Consider the following 17,057-nt stretch of genomic DNA (forward strand, 5'->3'; position numbering starts at 1 on the left):
GACGTGAGCGCCGTTATCCGGTCAGGCCCGGGTAGAGCGGGTGCTTGCCGGCCAGGGCCGCCACCCGGGCCCGCAGCGGCCCGAAGCCGTCGGAACCGGCGGCTGCGGGCGTCTTCAGCACCTCGGCGACGACGTCCGCCACCTCCCGGAAGTCCCCGGCCGTGAAGCCGCGGGTCGCCAGGGCCGGCGTACCGATGCGCAGCCCCGAGGTGACCATCGGCGGGCGCGGGTCGTCGGGCACGGCGTTGCGGTTGACGGTGATGCCCGCCTCGTGCAGGAGGTCTTCGGCCCGCCGGCCGTCCAGCTCCGACTCGCGCAGGTCCACCAGGACCAGGTGGACGTCCGTGCCGCCGGTGAGGACGTTCACCCCGGCCTTGCGTGCGTCCGCGGCGGTCAGGCGCTCGGCGAGGATGCGGGCGCCCTCGACCGTACGGCGCTGCCGTTCCCTGAAGCCCTCCGTGGCGGCGACCTTGAAGGCCACCGCCTTGGCCGCGATCACGTGCTCCAGGGGGCCGCCCTGGAAGCCCGGGAAGACCGCGGAGTTCAGCTTCTTCGCGAAGCCCTTCCCGGCCAGGACGACGCCGCCGCGCGGACCGCCGAGCGTCTTGTGGGTGGTGGAGGTGACGACGTCCGCGTACGGGACCGGGTTCGGGTGCAGGCCCGCCGCGACCAGACCGGCGAAGTGCGCCATGTCCACCCACAGGTACGCCCCGGCCTCGTCGGCGATCCGGCGGAACTCCGCGAAGTCGAGCTGCCGGGGGTACGCCGACCAGCCCGCGATGATCACCTTCGGCCGGTGCTCCCTGGCCAGTTCCTCCAGCTCGGCCATGTCGACCAGGCCGGTCCCGGGGTCGACGTGGTAGGCGACCACGTGGAACTGCTTGCCGGAGAAGTTCAGCCGCATCCCGTGGGTGAGGTGGCCGCCGTGGGCCAGGTCGAGGCCGAGGACGGTGTCCCCGGGCTCGGCCAGCGCGAAGAGGGCGGCCTGGTTGGCGGAGGCGCCCGAGTGCGGCTGGACGTTGGCGTACTCGGCGCCGAACAGGTCCCTGACCCGGTCGACCGCGATCCGCTCGGTCACGTCGACGTACTCGCAGCCGCCGTAGTAGCGGCGGCCGGGGTAGCCCTCGGCGTACTTGTTCGTCAGGACCGAGCCCTGCGCCTGGAGGACCGCGACCGGCGCGAAATTCTCGGAGGCGATCATCTCCAGGGTGGACTGCTGGCGGTTCAGCTCGGCGCCGATCGCGGCGGCGATCTCCGGGTCGAGCTCCTGCAGGGACGTGTTCATGACGGTCATCTGCAGCTCCCTCATGTGGTGCGTAATAAGCAACATGCAGAGCGATACGCAACATACTGCAAGCGCGAGATGACCCGGTCAAGGTCTCCGGAGCCATGAGGTTCCGCAATGTGATTCATGCTGCGTCATGAGCAACACAGCCATGAGCAACACAGCCATGGGTACCCCGCCCTCGCCGGAAAACGGAACACCGGCATCTCGCGGCGGGTGCCGCGAGATGCCGGTGCGGTGACGGCGGAGCCCCGCGCGGCGTCAGCCCGGGGCCGCGGGGCCGCCGGCGGCCGGACCTTCCGCCGGCTGGGGCTTGTCCCCGGGTGCGGTGGACGCACCGTTGTCGCCGCAGGCGGTGATGGCGATCTCGAAATCGCCGTCGTACTGCTGGTGTCCGTTGATGACCGCCGTCTCCACGACTTCCTCGGCCTTCTCGCTGCGCAGGATGACCGGGTCGCGCCGCAGGTCGCGCATGAGCGCGACGCACAGCCCGATCATCACCAGCGCGAACGGCACGGCCGCGATGATCGTGAGGTCCCGCAGTCCGGTGAGCGCCGTGTTCCCGCCGTCGCCGACCAGCAGCATGACCGCGGCCACGCCGCCCGTCAGGGCGCCCCAGAAGATGACGATCAGCCGGTCGGGCTCCAGCGTGCCGCGCTGCGAGAGCGTACCCATCACGATCGAGGCCGCGTCGGCCCCGGAGACGAAGAAGATGCCCACGAGGATCATCACGACCAGCGTGGTCACGGTGGCGATCGGGTAGTCGCGCAGCACCGCGAAGAGCTGGCCCTCGGTCGTCTCGCTCATGAGGTCGGCGCCCTGCTCCTCCTGGCGCATCGCCGCCCCGCCGAAGACGGCGAACCACACCAGGCTCACCGCGCTCGGCACCAGGATCACGCCGCCGACGAACTGCCGGATCGTCCGGCCCCGGCTGATACGGGCGATGAACATGCCGACGAACGGCGTCCAGGAGATCCACCAGGCCCAGTAGAAGACCGTCCAGTCGCTCAGCCATCCGCTGATGCCCTCGCCGCCGCTCGCCTCCGTACGGGCCGCCATGTCGGGCAGGTCGCCGAGGAAGGCGCCGAGTGAGGTCGGCAGCAGGTCCAGCATCAGCACCGTCGGGCCCGCAGCGAAGACGAAGACGACCAGCATGACCGCCAGCACCATGTTGATGTTGGACAGCCACTGGATGCCCTTGGCGATCCCCGACACGGCCGACAGCACGAACGCCAGCGTCAGCGACGCGATGATGACCACCAGGAGTTCCGTGCCGACCTCGTCCATCCAGTCCATCTCCTGGATGCCGCTGCCGATCTGCAGCGCGCCGAGCCCCAGCGAGGCCGCGGAGCCGAAGAGGGTGGCGGCGATGGCGAGGATGTCGATGACGCGGCCCGCGTTCCCGTTCGCGTGGCGGGCGCCGATGAGCGGGGTGAAGACCGCGCTGATGGTCTGCCGGCGCCCGCGCCGGAACGCGCTGTACGCGATGGCCATGCCGACCACGGCGTACATCGCCCACGGGTGCAGCGTCCAGTGGAAGAGGGTCGTGGACATCGACGTCGTCATCGCCTCGCCCGAGTCCTCGGGTGAGGTGTTGGGCGGCGCCGTCGTGTAGTGGTTGACCGGCTCGGCCACGCCCCAGAACATCAGCCCGATGCCCATGCCCGCGCTGAACATCATCGCGACCCACGAGACCGTGCGGAATTCCGGCTCCTCGCCCTCCCGGCCGAGCGTGATCCTGCCGTACCGGCTCGCGGCCAGCCACAGCGCGAACACGACGAACGCGGAGGCGGTGAGCACGAAGCCCCAGCCGGTGTTGCGCATGATGTCGCCGAGCAGGTTGCCGGAGACATCGGCGAGCGAGTCGGAGTCGTGGGCTCCCCATATGAGGAAGGCGAGGGTCAGGGCCGCCGTGACGCCGAAGACCACCGGGTCGGTTCGTCGTATCCCCGGTGATAAGGAGCCCTTGTCCGGGCTGTCGCTCGGGGGCTTCGCCATGTTCGGAGCGGGCATGCTCTCGTTCCTTTTGTTATGGGCGTGCGCAGCGGGGGGTTTTGAGCGGCGGCAACGCGTGTTGCGCAATGAGGGACATCGTTCTGTAAGCGCAACAGGGAAGCAGTCCCTGGTCCCGGCCGTCAAGACCTCCGACGGCAGCCCGGCCGCACGCCGCGACACGACGAGGTGGAGGGCCCCTGGCTGTCGTGTCCCATGCGGGAGTTGGGCGTGCGTTCCGGTGGGGAGAACCGCCGTGGATCGTGCCGGCCGGGCGCGAGGGTATTGTCATGGCCGCGGCAGGAGTCTATCTTCTCGGCTGGAAGAAACGGACTGAGATCGTCGAATATTCGATCGAAGCGCTTCGACGGTAATTCGACGAGCACGGGGGTCGCGTACCGTCAGTGGGTCACGGAGCCACCCATGGCTGCCCGCTGCGCGGCGTCAGGTGAATTCGCATCGTTCTTGGCACCTCAAGACCGGAGGAGAGAGAACGCCATGACTGCGAAAACGACGAAGATCAAAGCCGTCCTCGTGGCCATCATATTAGCGGTGGCCGCATCGGTGTACGGCGTCTCGGCTCACGCGGAATCTGCCGACACGACGGCCCGGTCGGACGCTTCCCGGATCGTTGCCGACATGGGCGCGGGCTGGAACCTGGGGAACCAACTCGAAGCCAACATCGACGGATATCCCGGCGAAACATCCTGGGGTAACCCCAAGGTGTCGCAAGCGCTCATCGACAAGGTGCACGAGGCGGGATTCAGAACGATCCGGATCCCGGTCTCCTATCTGCGCACCATAGGGCCCGGCCCCGACTACACGATCGACTCGTCCTGGCTGAACAGAGTCCAGGAAGTCGTCGACTACGCCTATCGCCGAGGCATGTATGTCGTGATCAACATGCACGGTGACGGCTACAAAACGATCAACGGCTCCTGGCTGATCTGTGACGCAGCTTCTCAGACGGAGATCAAGGACAAGTACCGGAAGGTATGGCAACAGATCGCGTCGCGGTTCCAGGGTTACGATGAGCACCTGATCCTGGAGTCCATGAACGAAGAGTTCGACGGTCAGTACGGTCGACCGACCCAACCGTGCTACTCGAACATCAACGACTACAACCAGATCTTCGTGGACACGGTACGGCAGACCGGTGGCAACAACACCTCACGATGGCTGCTCGTCCCCGGCTGGAACACGAACATCGATTACACCGCAGGCGACTACGGCTTCGCCATCCCGACCGACGAGTACCGCTCCCCTTCCATTCCCGGCGACGAGCAGAGGATCATGATCTCGGTGCACTACTATGATCCGTGGGACTTCGCCGGAGAGGAAAACGGAAACATCACGCAGTGGGGCCCGGCCGCGACCGACCCGTCGAAGACGTCCACCTGGGGACAGGAGGACCATCTGGACGCGCAGTTGAAGAAGATGCATGACGGGTTCGTCACGAGAGGATATCCGGTAGTCGTCGGTGAATACGGAGCGATCGACAAGTCGTCGTTCGACTCGGCGAACAACGACTACCGTGCCGACTTCGCCCACACCCTGGCGGCCACGGCGAAGAAGTACGGGGCAGTCAGCGTCTACTGGGACAACGGCGTAAACGGACGGTATGGTTTCGGTCTGTTCGACCGAAATTCCTCCACCGTGACCCAACAGGGCATCGTCAGCGCCATCATGAGCGGCGTCGGCGGCGGTTGACGGCAACCGGGCTTGCCGTCCAGAGCAGGTCTCCTCTGGTGACTGAGCCCGCGGCGGCGCACGGATGCGCAATCATCCGCATCCGCGCGCTGCCTCGGCGCCGCTACCCCAGCGCGAGCATCGCCTCCGCGATCTCGCCGGCCGCCGCGTCGGGGATCGCGGTGGCGGCCGTCTCCAGCACGAGCAGCCGGGCACCGGGGATCTCGCGCGCGATGGCCTCGCCGTTGCCCACGGGGAAGAACAAGTCGCGGCGGCCGTGGACGACGAGCGTGGGGATGTCGATCCGCGGCAGCCGCTCGCGCCAGCGGGGTGTGCAGTCGAGCTTCGAGAACACCATGCCCAGGTGGTTCGCCATCTGTACCGGGGGCGCGGTGCCGGGGGTACGGTCCCAGACGCGCCCCCCGTGCACGCGCGCGGCGGCGGGGTCGTCGCCGAGGATCGCCGCGCCGGCAGCGGTGAACTCCGCCACCGCCTCACGGTCGCTCCAGTCGGGCATCGGCTGCCCGAACAACCGGCCCATCGTCGCCTCGTCGTGGTCGGGGAGGTCGTCGTCGGGCGGCCCGGGCGCGACCGCGCGGGTGCCGACGAGGGTGAGCGCCGAGAACGCACGCGGATGGTCGAGCGCGGCCACCTGAGCGACCATCCCGCCGACACCGATCCCTGCCAGATGCGCGGGACCCCCGCCCAGCACCTCGACGAGGGCCGCCGCGTCCGCGGCGAGGTCGCGCAGGGTGTAGGCGGGCGCATCCGGATCCGCGGTCGTCGACTCCCCGCTGTCGCGCAGGTCGTAACGGACCACCCGCCGCCCTCCGGCGGCAAGCCGCTCGCAGAGCGCGTCGGGCCAGGAGAGCATCGTGGTCCCGCCCGCGAGCAGGACGAGCGGCGCGTCGTCGGCACCGAAGGATTCGATGCCCAGGTCGACCCCGTTGGCGTGCACAGTGGTCATCGGCTCTCCCCGGTCGGGGGCGGCAGTGGTGTGTCCCGGCCGTCACGAGGGACGGAGACGTGAGCGTAGAGGAGATTCATACCAGGACAGACCCGATCCACCGCCAGGACTCATCGGTGACCGACGGAGACGGGCGCCCGGCTGTGGATGCGGTGGCTGCTGTGCCGGGCCCCGGACGCCGGCCGGCACCGCTGAGGTCCGGACGGTCCCCGTACATCGTGACATGAATGGACAAGGTCGCACAACTTAGCTCAGTCGCATACGAGTTGCCCCGCACGGGCGCACCATGGACATGCGGCCGGTCGGCGCCCCGTCCACCCCCTCCACCGGTTGCGTGCGGACGCACGCCGATGGCCCGATCGCTAGGTGGAGGCGTGAAGAACTCCCATCCCGTACCGGACTACGTGGGCCGGATCCTCTCTTCCTCCGGCGTGCCCCAGGGCACCTGCTTCCAACTGGCGCCGGGATACCTGGTGACCGCCTGGCACGTCGTCCAGGGCACGCTGGCGCTCGGCGACGACGGGGTGCTGTCGGTCGACCGCTTACGCGACCCCGGTGCCGACCGGATCACGGCACGGGTCCTCGCCGAGGACCGGAAGACGGATCTGGCGCTGCTCGCGGCGGACGCCGCCTTCCCCGGGAGCGCGCGGCTGCTGCGCGCCTCCCGGTCCGTCGCGTACGCCGAACCCGTGACGGTGGTGGGCCACGCCCTGATGTACGAGACGGCGGGCACGCCGCCGGTCGTGTGGGTGGAGGCGCTCGGCGAGTGGCAGGGCGAGGTGCGCCGCACCGACGACGTCACCCTCGGACGCCTCCACTCGCGGGACGTGCTGCCCGGCATGAGCGGCGCGCCGGTACGGCAGCGGAGCGACGACAGCGTGGTCGGTGTCGTCTCCGCCCGCTACAACACCGCCGACGGCTGGCTCGCCAACAGCGTGTGGGCGGGCCGCGCCGACGACGTGCGCGCCCTCTGCGCGGGCCGCGTCGACCTCGACGGGAGCCGGTGGGCCGGCTTCCCCGCCGCTGCCGCCGCGGCCGGCGGCGGTGCCGCGGCGGCGGTGGCCGAGGACATGCTGCGCAAGCGCCGCGAAGGACCGGACATCGAGGTGCGTACGGAGGCTGCCCCCGCGCCCGGCCGCGAGCCCGGCGAGCCGGCCTCGCCCGCCGCGCCCGCCGGGACCGGGACGGGAACGGGCGCCGCGGACGTGCCGGTGCCGGAGCCCGTGACCGCGCCCGCGCCCCTGCCGGGCGGATCCGGCGAGTCCGTGCCGGACGCCGTCGCCGAGGAGGTGACGCAGGGCGCGCTGGAGCGTGTCACCCGCTGGATCCTGGACAACCTGTAGGGCGCCCTCACCCGGGCCCCGAGCGGCGCGGGAACCGGCGGCCCGTCACCGGAAGGCACCCGAGGTGGACAAGAGCCCGCACGACAGCGACTACGGCCGCTGGCTGATGAACGTCTCCCGACTCAACGGCGTCCCCCTGCCCCTGCCCGCCGTCCTCGACGACGGCACGCCGGACTCGATCAGGATCGAGCCCGGCGACGCCTACATACACCGCGAGACCGGGGTGATCCTGGCGTTCGTCCTCACCGACGACCAGGGCGCCCGCCACATGTTCGCGCTGGACCACGCCGACCGGAGCTTCGAGCCGCTACGGGACGCGATCCACGCCTTCCTCGACTCGCGGTTCCTGCGGAACCTCCGCAACGCCACCCCGCTCGGCAGGCTGGTCAACATCGCCGGAGCCGCCGTGCGGCACTACTGGCGGTGGGAGAAGGAACCGGCCGGGACCGGCTACTACCTCTACCCGCAGGGAAAGCTCCTGTTCCGCGGCACCTACAAGCTGGAAGAGGGGTGAGCAGGCCCGTGCACCCCCAGCAGGAAGCGCTGCCCACCGTCATCGACGGCCGGGACGTCTACATCGCCGTCCACCGGCTCCCCGGCTCCGAGCCCACCTCGTCGAACCTGTGCAGGGTCGCGGGACGGAAGGCGACCGAGGCGCTGGACCATGTCCAGAACACGATCCACGTCGTCGCCGAACGGTTCAGCCGCACCGTCGGCGAACTGGCGGCGCAGACCACCGCGCCCGAGTCGGTCTCGATCGAGTTCGGCATCACGATCGCCAGCGAGGGCAACGTCGTCCTCTTCAGCGGGTCGGCCGAGGCGTCGGTCGCGGTCACCCTCACGTATCCGGTCCCGAACGGGCGCTGACGCGGCGGACAGTGCGTCAGGGGGGCCTCGAACACGGCGACGGGTGCGCGGCGGCCCCGGCGCCGTCACCGGGCGGACCCGAGGGCTGTGGCCAGGGCGTCCTCCAGGGTCCGGGTGACGGGGACACCCTCCGCGCGGAGGGCGGTGCCGGAGTGCAGCCCGCTGGCGTAGAGCACGCAGCGGGTGCCGACGGCCGCCGCCGCGCGGGCGTCGTCGACGCTGTCGCCGACGAGCAGGACGGTGCCGGGCGGACGGTCCAGGGCGCGCAGGTGGGCCGCGAGGTGGTCGCGCTTGTAGCCCGCGTCCGCGCCCCGCTGGCCGTCGACGCGCACCAGGTGCGGGCCCAGCGCGAAGCGCTCGATCAACTCCGCGAGCACGTCGTGCGGATGCATGGACAGGACGGACTGCGTCAGCCCCGCCCGCGCCGCCGTGCGCAGTGCGGCCAGGGCGTCGGGGGCGAGGCCGATGCCGGGCCTGCGGCGCAGGTAGGCGTCGTGGAAGGCGGCGTGCAGCGCGGCGCGGAGCGGCGCCGGGACGGTGCGGCCCAGCAGCCGGTCGTAGAAGGCGTCGATGGGCTGGGTGTGCAGTGCCCGGTAGCGCTCGGGCGTGACGGGCGGCAGCCCCTGGCGCGCGAACGCCTCGATGGTGGAGGCGATCAGGGCGTCCGCGTCGTCGAAGAGCGTGCCGTTCCAGTCCCACACGACGTGGGTGATCCCGCCGGGTGTCATGTGCCGGTCCGCCAGGAGGCGAGGTACTCCCGCTGGCGCGGGCCGAGTTCGTCCAGCGTGATCCCGTACGCGTCGAGCTTCGCGGCGGCGACCTCGTCCTCGATGGCCCGGGGGACGGGATGGACGTCCGGTGCGAGGTCCGCCGCGTGCCGGGCCAGATGGCGCAGCGCGAGGGCCTGGGTCGCGAAGGTCATGTCCATCACCTCGGCCGGGTGCGCCTCCGCCGCGGCCTGGCCGAGCAGCCGTCCCTCGGCGAGCAGCAGCACGCGGTGTCCCTCGGGCAGCGTGTACGCGACGCAGTGCTCGCGTACGTACCGGCGGTCGGTGGCCGTCCGGGTGAGGCCGTCGACGTCGATCTCCAGGTCGAAGTGGCCGGAGTTGCCGACGATCGCGCCGTCCTTCATCAGGCGCATGTGGTCGACGGTGACGACGTCCCGGTTGCCGGTCGTCGTGATCACCACGTCGGCCAGGGGCGCCGCCTCCCGCATCGGCAGGACGCGCATCCCGTCCAGCCGCGCCTCCAGCGCCCGTACGGGCGAGACCTCGGTGACGACGACCTCGGCGCCCATGCCGCGGGCCCTGGCCGCGACGCCCCGGCCGCACCAGCCGTAGCCCGCCACCACCACGGTCGCGCCCGCGAGCAGCATGTTCGTGGCGCGCAGCAGGCCGTCGACGGTGTTCTGCCCGGTGCCGTAGCGATTGTCGAAGAGGTGCTTGGTCAGGGCGTCGTTGGTGGGCAGGACGGGATAGCGCAGCGCGCCCTCCGCGGCCATGTTCCGCATCCGCACCACCCCGGTCGAGGTGATCTCGGTGCCGCCCGCGATGTCCGGGAGCAGCGCGGGGCGGTGTTCGTGGATCGTCGCGGTGAGGTCCGCGCCATCGTCCACGACGAGCGTCGGGCCGATGTCGAGCGCCCCGGTGAGCTGGCGGTAGTACGTGTCCCGGTCGCAGCCGTGCACCGCGAACACCTCGGCGCCGAGGTCGCGCTGGATGGCCGCGGCCACGTCGTCCTTCGTCGACAGCGGATTGGAAGCGCACAGCGCCACCTGCGCGCCCCCGGCGACGAGTGCGCGGCACAGGTTGGCGGTCTCGGTGGTCACGTGGAGACAGGCGGCGATCCGCGCACCGGTCAGCGGCTTCTCCTCCGCCCACCGCGCGGTCAGCGCGCGCAGCACCGGCATCCGGCTGTAGGCGAAGTCGATCTTCCGGGCGCCCTCCTCGGCGAGCGCGGGGTCGCGCAGCAGCGGCATGGGGCTCCTTCCCTGGACGTACGGGCGGGGGTGAACGGCATCGAGTCCACCCGCTCCCACCGCCCCCGGCCAGGGCGAAAACCCGGCACTTGCCCGTCATCCGGCACCCGTCCGGCGGACCGCGGGCGCCCACCGGGCGGTCGCCGTCCTCTGGTTACGCTTCGGTGCATGCCTCCTTCCTCCGCCCTCGCGCGCCGGCGCCGCAGCCGCGGCCACACGCAGGAGTCGCTCGCGGAGCGCCTCGGGGTGGACGTCTCCAGCGTCGCCCGCTGGGAGCGCGGGATCTCCACGCCCTCGCCCGGCGTCCGCCGGGCACTCGCGGGCGAACTCGCCGTCACCCTCGACGACCTGGCCGCCCTGCTCGGTCCGGCCTCCGCCGCCGGGCCCGCCGCCGGGCCGGCCGCCGGGCACGGCGTCGCCGGGGAGCCCGCGGTGCTGATCAAGGACATCTGGGACGCGGCGGAGCGCGACGACCTCGCCGTACGGCTCGGCGCGGGCGCGCCCCCGGCGGGCGGGGCGCCGGAGCCCGGGGAGGGGAGGACGGGCACGGCCACGCCGTACGGGTCGTACACCAGTGGCTGATCACCCCGCCGCCGCCCGCCCGTGCCCACCGCGCGCACGGACGCCCCCGCCGCATCGGCGCGACGGATCTGGACGGCATACGCGGACGGCTGCGCTATCTGCACCGGACCGACGACACGGTCGCGGGCGGCGACCTGTACCCGGCCGTCCGCGACGAACTCGCCCGTACGGCCGCCCTGTTGCGTACCACCTCGTACAGCGCGGCGGTCGGCCGCGGCCTGCTGCGGCTCCTCGCCGAGCTGTGCGGGCTCGCGGGCTGGTCGGCCGCGGACGCGGGGGACGCGGGGGCGGGCGTGCGCCATCACGTCCACGGGCTCAAGGCCGCACACGCGGCGGACGCGCCCGTGCTGGCCGCGCAGTTGGTCTCCAGCCTCGGCTACCACCTGGCCGAGCACGGCCACGGCCGGGACGCCGTCACGGTCACCCGCTCCGCGCTCGCCCGCCTGGAGACCGTGGGCCACGGCGCTCCGGAGTCGGCGGAAGCGACGCCGGCCGTCCGCGCGCTTCTCCACGCCCGCATCGCCTGGGCCCACGCCGTCGCGGGCGAGCCCGACCACGCGGACGAGGCGCTCCGCCGCGCCGAGGACGCCTACGGCGCACGCCGCGCGGGCACCGACCCGGACCCGGCGTGGGCGTACTGGCTCACCCCGGACGAGATGCAGATCATCGCCGGCCGCCTCGACATCGCCCTGGGCCGGCCGCGGCGCGGCGGCGACCGCATCGGGGCCGCCCTCGATGGCTGCGATCCGCGGCGCGTACGCGAGACCGTGCTCTACACCGCATGGCTCGCCCACAGCCACCTGCGCCGGCACGAACACGGCGCGGCGACGGAACTGGCCCGCCACGCACGCCGCCTCAACGGCACGATCCGCTCGGTCTACGCCGACCGGGCCCTCGACCACCTCACCCACCGGCTCACCGCCCGCCGACCCTCCGTGGCCGCCGCTCCCTTCTGAGGGCGGCGGCGGCCGTCAGGTGCCGGTGACGGTGCGGCGCATCGCCGGGCGGTCCTTCTTGCGGCGGGCCGCTTCCGTGAAGCCCGCTGCCCGGAAGGCCGACGCGATGCCGGTCATCGCGTTGTCCGCGCCCGCGGTCCGGCCCGGCGCGGGGGCGACGGGGAAGGCTTCGACCGTGTGCCTGCCGTGTTCTGCGGCGAAGTCGCAGGCGGCGTTGATCATCTTCGTCTGGAGCCCGCGGCGGCGGTGGCCGCGTCTGACGAAGAGACAGGTGATGACCCAGACCGGCGTGTCATCGAGGGCCCTGGTGACCGGTGAACGCTGCAGGCGCGGGTACTCCGCGCGGTCGCCGAGGCCGACCCACCCCACCGGCTCGCCCCCCAGATAGCAGACCAGCCCGGGTGGCGGCTGCTGCTCCGCGCGGGTGCGCAGCGCGTTCCGGTTGCCCTCGCCCGCGCCCTCCGCCCACTCCTTGAACGAGAGCCGCCAGTGCATGCACCAGCAGCCGCGCGCACCCCCGTTCTCCCCCATGACCTGCTCGAAGTCACGCCATGTCGCGGGCGTGAGCGGTGCCGCCATGAAGTCCGTCATGCGGGTGTCCCTTCTTTGATGCCGAGGACGCCACCGCCGACCATGCCGCATCGCCGGAGCCCGCCGCCACCGCGACAGGCGGTCCGCCGCGCAGGGGATGCCTCGTGACGGGCGCGGGGTGACCGTGCCCCGGCCGTGTGCGTACGGAGGGGTGGCACCGTTAGCCCTGTCGGGTCAACCGCCGCCGGGATCGGGGGCAGGCGCGGCCGGGCGATAGTTCCCTGGCGGTGCGCGCTCTCCGCGCAGGGGCCGGTACGGCTCGCCGGCTCCCGCCGGCCCGTGCCGTCAGCGTGAGTGACGCCGCCTGCCGACGCGTGCGATGCCCGCCGCAAGTCCCGACTCCTGGAGCCCCGGTTGTCCCACCCGCCCTCTGGCCACCTCCACCGCGACGGCCCGGCCGTCCAGACCCGGCCGAGCCCGGAGAGTCTCCTCCGGGAGTCCTTCCCGCGCGTACGGCAGTACCTCGACGAGCTGATCGACCGCTGCTACGCCGAACCGCACCCGATGCTCCACGCCTCGCTGAAGACGCTCGTCGCCCGCGGCCGGCGCGACCCGCAGGAGTTCTCCCTGCCCCTCCTCGTGCACGCGGCGATCCGCGGCGGCACCCGGCCCGCCGAGCCGGTCGCGGCGGTGCACGCGCTCTGGTGGCGGGCGGCCAACGCGCTCGACGACGTGGTCGACGGAGACGCGGGCCCGCGGACGTACGGGATGGACGGGAGCGCCGCGCTGACCGCCGCCCTGGAGTGCGGCTACGGGCTGCCGCTGCGTGTGCTCGCCACCCTGCCCGCGCCCGAGCCGCTGCGCCGCGCGCTCACCGCCGACTACCTCGAAAGCTGGACCGCCGCCACCGACGGGCAGCTCGGCGACCTCCTCAACGAGCCGGGCGAGGTGGGCCCCGACGAGGTGCGCGAGGTCTACCGGAAGAAGAGCGGCGCGGTCTACGCCATGGCCTGCGTCCTGGCCGCCCGGGTGGCGTACGGCGCCGGGCCGGCCGTGGCCGGGCCAGAAGCGGAGCGGGTCGCGGCGTGGGGTGAGTTCGGCGAGGTCCTGGGGATCCTGGCGCAGCTCCGCAACGACCACGACGACCTGCGCGACGGCACCGGCGCGGACCTGCGGAACGGGACCGCCACGTACCGCCTCGCGCAGTTGCTCCACCGGCCGGACCGGGCGGTGAGGGAGCGGGCCCGGCTGCTGTTCAGCCGGGCCGCCGCCTCGGAACCCGACCACCGCGAGCTGACGGAACTCCTCCGGTCCCCGGACGTGCTGCGCCCGTGCAACCGGCTCCTGGCCGATCTGCGCCACCGCGCGCACGCCCTGCTGGACGCTCTCTCTCCCGGTTCCCCCTGCACCACCCTGCTGCGCGCCCGGGTCGACGCGGAGGCCCGTCCGCTCGGCGCAGGTGAGGAGGAACGCCCCGCCGCCGCGCCGCACCCGGCGGACGCCGGCGGCACCCCGGCCGCCCCACGCCCCCGTGCGGCACCCGGTGGGGAGGTCAGTCAGACCTCCGATTAATCCGTCCCAAGTTCCGTTGTTTGTCCCGTACTTGATGACGACGCGGCCCATTGACATCCGATGAACCCGCCTTTACGTTCCTCCGCGATCCCCGGCTCCGCCGCGGGGGCGGCCGGCGGCGGGGACAGCGTCACACCCTCCTTCTACCCCGACTACGCGGCGACCGCGCCCGGGTGCGGTCCCACCGGCCGCTGACCGCGGCGTTCGTGACCCGCACGGCGATCGCGTGGGACTCCTGACGCCACCGACGAGGAGGCTCCGGTGAACAGGCACAAGCGCACGTCCCCGACCACATCCGGCACGGCCGTTCCGGCGGCGGCACGGCGTGCGCGCCGCCGCCGGCGAAGAGCACCGCTCTCCCGGTGGCGTGCCCTCCTCGCGGCGCTCGTCCTGGCGCTGGCCGCCGGCCTCCTCGCCGCGCCCGCCACCCAGGCGGAAATCCAGCATCCGCGGCAGGAGTGGCTGCGCGACTCCACCGCAGGACTCTTCCTGCACTGGGGGATGTTCACCGCGCCCAGGCACCTCGACTGCGAGGAGTGGGAGCGCGACGTCACCGAGGGCGGCTGGTCGGCGGAGTACTGGGTGGACGAGGCGGAGAAGCTCGGCGCCTCGTACATCGTGCTGGCGACCTTCCACAGCCGGCTCGGCTACGCCCGCCCGTGGCCGTCGGAGATCCCGGGGAGTTGCGCGACGGAGCGCGACCTGCTCGGCGAACTCGTCGCGGCCGGGCAGGAGAAGGACGTCAAGATCATCATGTATATGACCGACGACCCGCAGTGGCACAACGAGCAGGGCGTCGAGACGCTCGACTCGGCCGCGTACTCCGCCCACAAGGGCCGGGACGTGGACCTGACCACCCGCCCCGGGTTCGGCATGTACAGCTACGACCTGTTCTTCGAGCTGATGGAGAACTACCCCGGTCTGGCCGGCTTCTGGATCGACAACGACAACGAGTACTGGGAGGAGAACCGCCTCTACGAGCAGATCCGCGAGCGCCGTCCCGACTGGCTGCTGAGCAACAACAACGAAGACACGCCGATCATGGACACCGTCAGCAACGAGCAGAAGACCGGCATGACCCCCTCGTACGACTACCCGTCCGCCGTGACCGTGCCCATGCCGCGGCTGACGGAGGCGGACTACAAGCTGCCCACCACCGGTAGCTGGTGGTACGACGGCGGCGACCACGAGGTCGACGCCCGGCTGAGCACCGGCCGCTACATCACCAACGCCGGTGCCTCGATGAAGTCGCTCATGGCCGAGACCCCGATGGTGAACGGCAAGATGCCGCCGCAGCAGGAGGAGTTCAACGACTTCATGGGCCGGTGGGTCGAGCCCGTCAGGGAGTCGGTCTACGGCGTCGAGGGCGGCGGCTACATGTACGGCGGCATGCAGCCGGGCTTCTGGAACGACGGCGCCCACGGCGTGGTCACCGTCGGCCGGGGCGACGACGGTACCCGCACCCAGTACGTCCACGTCCTCACCCGGCCCCGTACGGACTTCGTCCGGCTGCGGGACAACGGCTACCGCGCGACCGCGGTGACCGACCTGCGTACCGGCGAGGAGATGCGCTTCAGCCAGTCCGGCGGCTACCTGTCGATCCTGGACATCCGCGACTGGGACCCGTACGACACCGTCTTCAAGGTCACCACCGACGGCCGGCAGCCCTACTACGACGCCGCCGGAGTGACCGCCACCGCCTCCTCCGCGGGCGCCGGCCACCCGGCCGCCGACCTCACCGACGGCGACTACGAGACCTACTGGGACAGCGACGCCAAGGTGCCCGCCTCCGTCACCCTGGACCTCGGCGCGCGCAAGCCGGCCACGGCGCTGGCGGTCAACCAGCGCGAGTGGTCCCCGACCCACGCCCGGACGACCTTCGGCCGCCCCGAGGACTCCGCGCGCATCAAGGACTACCGCGTCTACGCCAGCGACGACGGCAAGCACTTCAGGCAGGTACGCGCCGGGGCGATGCGCAGCGCCCGCGGGGTGCAGGTCGTCGACATCGGCGACCAGCGGGCCCGGTACCTCAAGCTGGAGGTACGCAGCCTCTGGGGCGGCCCGCAGGCCCCGGAGTTCTTCGGCCGGCTGCGCGTCGACGAGATCCAGGTGGCCCACGGCCGCCCGGCGGCCACCCGCACCGCGCTGCCGCTGGAGGCCGAGGCACGGGACAACCGGCTCCAGGGCGGGGCCCGCGAGGCAGGGTGCGACGCGTGCTCCGGCGCGCGGCACGTCGCCGGGCTCGGCGGCGGGGAGGGCAGCTCCGTCACGTACCGCGACGTCCGCGCCCCCGCGGACGGCGACTACCGCCTCCAGCTCGACCACACCGCGGGCGGCGACTCGTCGCTGTCGGTGAGCGTCAACGGCGCGGCGCCGGTCGGCGTCTCCGTGGCCGGCAGCAACGCGGAGGTGCCGGAGAGCACGGCGGTCTCCGTGCCGCTGAAGGCCGGGGCGAACACGGTGAAGGTCTTCAGCACCGACCGCAGGGGCCCCGGCCTGGACCGGATCTCGGTCGGCCCGCTGCCCCCGGCCTCGTACCGGCCGAAGACGACGCTCACCGTCCGCCCGCACGGCCTGCAGTGGGCGGGACCGGGCCGGCGCACGGCCGACGTCACGGCGCGGCTCCGGCTGGACGACGACGAGCAGCTCACCTCCGTCCGCCTGGCGCCGCGGCTGCCGGCCGGCTGGACGGCGGAGGGCGGGCCGGCCACGGCCTCGTCGCTGCGGCTGGGCCAGACGCTGGAGGCGAGCTGGACGGTCACGTCGCCGCCCGGGCAGGACATCGGCTCGGCGGACATCCCGGTGGCGGCGGACTTCGACGTGCTCGGGCGCGGCATGAGCGTGTCGGACGAGGTGTCGCTGCGGACGCTGCCCGCGGACCGGGCGTGGATGCGGGAGGCGGAGGACTCGGCGAACGACCTCGGCACGACGGGGATCACCGGGTGCGGCCCCTGCTCGGGCGACGAGAAGGTCCGCAACATCGGCGGCGGCCCGGGGGCGTCGGTGGTCTTCCCGGACGTGCGGGTGGACGAGGGCGGTGAGCGGACGCTGTACATCGACTACACGGTGAACGGCACGCGCACGTTCCAGGTGAGCGTCAACGGCGGCCCCCCGGCGGAGGCGACGGTGACGGACATCGGCAACAACACCCCCCGCACGACCTCACTCCCGGTCACCCTCCAACCCGGCACCAACACGATCACCATCGGCAACGCCGCGGACTCCGCCCCGGACCTCGACCGCCTCTCCCTGGGCACCCGGGGAGGCACGCCGTAGGCCCCTGGGCCGGGAGCGC

Annotated in this window: 14 protein-coding genes; 8 read left to right on the forward strand and 6 right to left on the reverse strand. The window is 72.3% G+C overall.

Features of this window, described 5'->3' with window-relative positions; all coding sequences use genetic code 11:
• Positions 1–13: 13 nt before the first annotated feature.
• The gene (gene glyA / locus DMB38_RS28635) at positions 14–1,294 is read right to left on the reverse strand and encodes a serine hydroxymethyltransferase (RefSeq protein ID WP_125939336.1); all 1,281 of its coding nucleotides are present in this window, start codon (positions 1,292–1,294) and stop codon (positions 14–16) included.
• A gap of 252 nt (positions 1,295–1,546) precedes the next feature.
• Positions 1,547–3,283: a BCCT family transporter gene (locus tag DMB38_RS28640; protein WP_240662765.1), complete on the reverse strand. Its 1,737-nt coding sequence runs from the start codon at positions 3,281–3,283 to the stop codon at positions 1,547–1,549.
• Positions 3,284–3,775: 492 nt separating this feature from the next.
• Between DMB38_RS28640 and DMB38_RS28645 the strand changes: the two genes are divergently transcribed.
• Positions 3,776–4,987, forward strand: a complete 1,212-nt coding sequence (locus DMB38_RS28645; RefSeq protein WP_125937564.1) for a glycoside hydrolase family 5 protein — start codon at positions 3,776–3,778, stop codon at positions 4,985–4,987.
• Between the two features lie 103 nt (positions 4,988–5,090).
• Here DMB38_RS28645 and DMB38_RS28650 read toward each other — a convergent pair whose 3' ends face one another.
• The gene (locus DMB38_RS28650; RefSeq protein ID WP_125937565.1) at positions 5,091–5,933 is read right to left on the reverse strand and encodes an alpha/beta hydrolase; all 843 of its coding nucleotides are present in this window, start codon (positions 5,931–5,933) and stop codon (positions 5,091–5,093) included.
• A gap of 374 nt (positions 5,934–6,307) precedes the next feature.
• Here DMB38_RS28650 and DMB38_RS28655 point away from each other — a divergent pair, with 374 nt between their 5' ends.
• From DMB38_RS28655 to DMB38_RS28665, 3 genes are all read left to right on the forward strand, one after another.
• Positions 6,308–7,276: a trypsin-like peptidase domain-containing protein gene (locus DMB38_RS28655; RefSeq protein WP_164716132.1), complete on the forward strand. Its 969-nt coding sequence runs from the start codon at positions 6,308–6,310 to the stop codon at positions 7,274–7,276.
• A gap of 64 nt (positions 7,277–7,340) precedes the next feature.
• The gene (locus DMB38_RS28660; protein ID WP_125937567.1) at positions 7,341–7,790 is read left to right on the forward strand and encodes a hypothetical protein; all 450 of its coding nucleotides are present in this window, start codon (positions 7,341–7,343) and stop codon (positions 7,788–7,790) included.
• A complete protein-coding gene (locus tag DMB38_RS28665) occupies positions 7,787–8,143 on the forward strand; it encodes a CU044_2847 family protein (protein ID WP_125937568.1) in 357 nt (118 codons plus the stop codon). The genes DMB38_RS28660 and DMB38_RS28665 overlap by 4 nt, the downstream gene beginning before the upstream one ends.
• Positions 8,144–8,208: 65 nt before the next feature.
• On the opposite strand, the gene DMB38_RS28670 is transcribed toward DMB38_RS28665, so the two are convergent.
• Together DMB38_RS28670 and ahcY are read right to left on the reverse strand one after the other, a co-directional pair.
• Entirely contained in the window at positions 8,209–8,871 is a 663-nt protein-coding gene (locus DMB38_RS28670; RefSeq protein ID WP_125937569.1) for a haloacid dehalogenase-like hydrolase, read from the reverse strand.
• A complete protein-coding gene (gene ahcY, locus DMB38_RS28675; protein ID WP_125937570.1) occupies positions 8,868–10,121 on the reverse strand; it encodes an adenosylhomocysteinase in 1,254 nt (417 codons plus the stop codon). The genes DMB38_RS28670 and ahcY overlap by 4 nt, the downstream gene beginning before the upstream one ends.
• Before the next feature lie 168 nt (positions 10,122–10,289).
• On the opposite strand from ahcY, the gene DMB38_RS28680 reads away from it, so the two are divergent.
• A complete protein-coding gene (locus tag DMB38_RS28680; RefSeq protein ID WP_125937571.1) occupies positions 10,290–10,703 on the forward strand; it encodes a helix-turn-helix transcriptional regulator in 414 nt (137 codons plus the stop codon).
• Between the two features lie 179 nt (positions 10,704–10,882).
• Positions 10,883–11,659 carry a hypothetical protein gene (locus DMB38_RS28685; RefSeq protein ID WP_125937572.1) on the forward strand — a complete coding sequence of 259 codons (777 nt, stop codon included), beginning with the start codon at positions 10,883–10,885 and terminating at the stop codon, positions 11,657–11,659.
• A 15-nt stretch (positions 11,660–11,674) separates the two neighbouring features.
• Here the strand turns inward: DMB38_RS28685 and DMB38_RS28690 are convergent, their stop codons facing one another.
• Positions 11,675–12,250, reverse strand: coding sequence for a GNAT family N-acetyltransferase (locus DMB38_RS28690; protein WP_164716133.1), 576 nt, complete (start codon positions 12,248–12,250; stop codon positions 11,675–11,677).
• A 354-nt stretch (positions 12,251–12,604) separates the two neighbouring features.
• Here DMB38_RS28690 and DMB38_RS28695 point away from each other — a divergent pair, with 354 nt between their 5' ends.
• A complete protein-coding gene (locus tag DMB38_RS28695; protein WP_240662513.1) occupies positions 12,605–13,762 on the forward strand; it encodes a hypothetical protein in 1,158 nt (385 codons plus the stop codon).
• Between the two features lie 261 nt (positions 13,763–14,023).
• Positions 14,024–17,038: an alpha-L-fucosidase gene (locus tag DMB38_RS28700; protein WP_125937574.1), complete on the forward strand. Its 3,015-nt coding sequence runs from the start codon at positions 14,024–14,026 to the stop codon at positions 17,036–17,038.
• Positions 17,039–17,057 lie beyond the last annotated feature (19 nt).

Source organism: Streptomyces sp. WAC 06738 (assembly GCF_003945505.1).
In the GTDB taxonomy this organism is placed as follows: domain Bacteria; phylum Actinomycetota; class Actinomycetes; order Streptomycetales; family Streptomycetaceae; genus Streptomyces.

Coding starts and splice junctions, on each gene's coding strand:
- glyA (WP_125939336.1), bottom strand. CDS start 1,294: ATGACCGTCATGAACACGTCCCTGCAGGAGCTCGACCCGGAGATCGCC.
- DMB38_RS28640 (WP_240662765.1), bottom strand. CDS start 3,283: ATGGCGAAGCCCCCGAGCGACAGCCCGGACAAGGGCTCCTTATCACCG.
- DMB38_RS28645 (WP_125937564.1), top strand. CDS start 3,776: ATGACTGCGAAAACGACGAAGATCAAAGCCGTCCTCGTGGCCATCATA.
- DMB38_RS28650 (WP_125937565.1), bottom strand. CDS start 5,933: ATGACCACTGTGCACGCCAACGGGGTCGACCTGGGCATCGAATCCTTC.
- DMB38_RS28670 (WP_125937569.1), bottom strand. CDS start 8,871: ATGACACCCGGCGGGATCACCCACGTCGTGTGGGACTGGAACGGCACG.
- ahcY (WP_125937570.1), bottom strand. CDS start 10,121: ATGCCGCTGCTGCGCGACCCCGCGCTCGCCGAGGAGGGCGCCCGGAAG.
- DMB38_RS28680 (WP_125937571.1), top strand. CDS start 10,290: ATGCCTCCTTCCTCCGCCCTCGCGCGCCGGCGCCGCAGCCGCGGCCAC.
- DMB38_RS28690 (WP_164716133.1), bottom strand. CDS start 12,250: ATGACGGACTTCATGGCGGCACCGCTCACGCCCGCGACATGGCGTGAC.